Source organism: Mesorhizobium sp. M1A.F.Ca.IN.020.06.1.1 (genome assembly GCF_004023265.1).
GTDB lineage: Bacteria > Pseudomonadota > Alphaproteobacteria > Rhizobiales > Rhizobiaceae > Mesorhizobium.
Map to the genome: position 1 here is coordinate 1 of NZ_RZSR01000871.1, position 2554 is coordinate 2554.

Sequence of the window (2554 nt, forward strand, 5' to 3'; positions counted from 1 at the left end):
AATATAGCGTTTCGCGCCTCGAATTGCACGTTTTGGCCGGTTCAGGCCGGCTTTGCGGCTTCCCGCTTCAGCCTTTCGATCGCCATCAGCACCCGTTCCGGCGTCGCCGGGGCATCGAGGCGCGGGCAGATCCTGTGATCGGCGACACTCGCCACCGCGTCGGAGAGCGCATGCAGCACCGACATGCCGTGCGGCAGCGGCGGCTCGCCGACCGCCTTGGAGCGATGGATGGTCGGCTCGTAGGCCGACGACCAGTCGGTCAGCTTGACGTTGAAGATTTTTGGCCGGTCGGAAGCGAGCGGGATCTTGTAGGTCGACGGCGCATGCGTGCGCAGCCGGCCGCCGTTGTCCCACCAAAGCTCTTCCGTCGTCAGCCAGCCCATGCCCTGGATGAAGCCGCCCTCGACCTGGCCGAGGTCGATCGCGCTGTTCAGCGAGCGGCCGGCATCGTGCAGGATGTCGGTGCGCTCGACGACATATTCGCCCGTCAGCGTATCGACCGAGACTTCCGAGCAGGCCGCGCCATAGGCGTAGTAGTAGAAGGCATGGCCGCGGCCCTTGCTGCGGTCCCAATGGATCTTCGGCGTTTTGTAGAAGCCAGCCGCCGAGAGCTGGACGCGGTTCATGTAGGCTTGCTTGACCAGATCGTTGAAGGCGATTTCCTGGTTGCCGATGCGCACCCGGTTGGGCAAGAACACGACCTGGTCGAGCGGCACCTGGTATTTTTCGGCCGCGAAATCCGTCAGCCGCTTGCGGATCTGCCGAGCGGCATCCTGCGCCGCCATGCCGTTGAGGTCGGCGCCGGAAGATGCCGCCGTCGGCGAGGTGTTCGGCACCTTGGCTGTGGTGGTGGCGGTGATCTTGACCCGGTCGAGATCGATCTGGAATTCCTCGGCGACGACCTGCGCCACCTTGAGATGCAGGCCCTGGCCCATTTCGGTGCCGCCATGGTTCATATGCACCGAGCCGTCTGCATAGACATGCACCAGGGCGCCGGCCTGGTTGGCCTCGGTCTTTGTGAAGGAAATGCCGAACTTGACCGGCGTCAGCGCCAGGCCGCGCTTGATGAAGCGGCTGTTGTTGTTGAAGGCGCTGATCTCGCGCCGCCGCCGCGCGTAATTGGCGCTTTCCTCCAGCTCAGCGACGATGCGGTGGATGATGTTGTCCTCGACCTTCTGGTGATAGGGCGTGAGGCAGCGTTCGCCGATCGCATCCATCGGGTCATAGAAATTGAGCTTGCGGATTTCGAGCGGATCCTTGCCGACCGCGAAGGCCACTTCGTCGATGACGCGCTCCGCGCCGACCATGCCTTGCGGGCCGCCAAAGCCGCGGAAGGCGGTGTTCGAGACCGTGTTGGTGAAAAGCGGCGCCGATTTCGCGTGCACCGCCGGATAGAAATAGGCGTTGTCGCAATGGAAGAGCGCCCGGTCGCCGACGGGACCGGACAGGTCGGCGGAGAAGCCGCAGCGCAGGGCATAGGTGAAATCGACGCCGAGGATATTGCCCTCGTCGTCGAAGCCGACCTCGTAGTCGATGGCGAAATCATGCCGCTTGCCTGTGGCGGTCATGTCCTCGTCGCGGTCGAGCCTGATCTTCACCGCGCGGTTCAGCTTCTTGGTCGCGATGGCGGCTATGGCCGCGCATTGGTTGGCCTGCGTCTCCTTGCCGCCGAAGCCGCCGCCCATGCGGCGCACCTCCACCGTCACCGCATGGCTCGGCACGCCGAGCGCATGCGCAATCAGATGCTGCGTCTCGCTCGGCCCCTGCGTGGAGCAATAGACGATCACCTCGTCGTCCTCACCGGGGATCGCCAGCGAGACCTGGCCCTCGAGGTAGAAATGGTCCTGGCCGCCAAGCCACATGCGGTTCTTGATGCGGCGGGGCGCCGCCGCAATCGCGGCAGCCGCATCTCCGCGCTTCAGGATCAGCGGCGTGGTGACCTGCTTGTCCTTGACCGGGTCGAGGTCCCAGATGTCGATCACGGCCGGAAGCTCGTCATATTCGATCCTAGCCAGGCGTGCCGCACGGCGCGCCGCCTCGCGTGTCTCAGCTACCACGGCGAAGATCGGCTGGCCGTAGAAGTGCACCTTGTGCTCGGCGAGCACCGGATCGTCATGCATGTTGCTCGGCGAGACGTCGTTGTCGCCGGGCACGTCGGCACAGGTCAGCACATCGACGACGCCTGGCGCTGCGCGCACCGCCGACAGATCAATGCTCTTCAGCGTGCCGTGCGCGACCTTGGCGAGGCCAAGGCCGACATGCAGCGTGCCGGCAGGCTCAGGCATGTCGTCGATATAGACGGCGGCGCCGCTGACATGCTTGTGCGCGGAATCGTGCCGCTGCTCGGTGGCGACGCCGCCGACGATTTTTTCGGCCTTGAGGTTGGGAGTGGCGTGCTTGTCCATCAGGCCGCCTCGTTGCGGGTCACTTGGAACGGCGCCCTGGTGCCGGTGGTTTCGACATAAAAGCGCAGCAAAAGATTCTTCGCCGCCAGCGCCCGATACTCGGCGGTTGCACGCATATCGGTAATTGGCGTGAAGTCGCTGGCGTATTC

2 protein-coding genes are annotated in these 2554 nt (G+C 64.5%); both read right to left on the reverse strand.

All coding sequences use genetic code 11. The features are described from left to right. Window positions 1-41 precede the first annotated feature (41 nt). Window positions 42-2405, reverse strand: a complete 2364-nt coding sequence (gene xdhB, locus EOA60_RS28295; RefSeq protein WP_095824367.1) for a xanthine dehydrogenase molybdopterin binding subunit — start codon at window positions 2403-2405, stop codon at window positions 42-44. Further along, window positions 2405-2554: hypothetical protein (locus EOA60_RS39780; RefSeq protein ID WP_164899598.1), on the reverse strand; the 150-nt coding region annotated here is incomplete at its 5' end. The genes xdhB and EOA60_RS39780, both read right to left, overlap by 1 nt.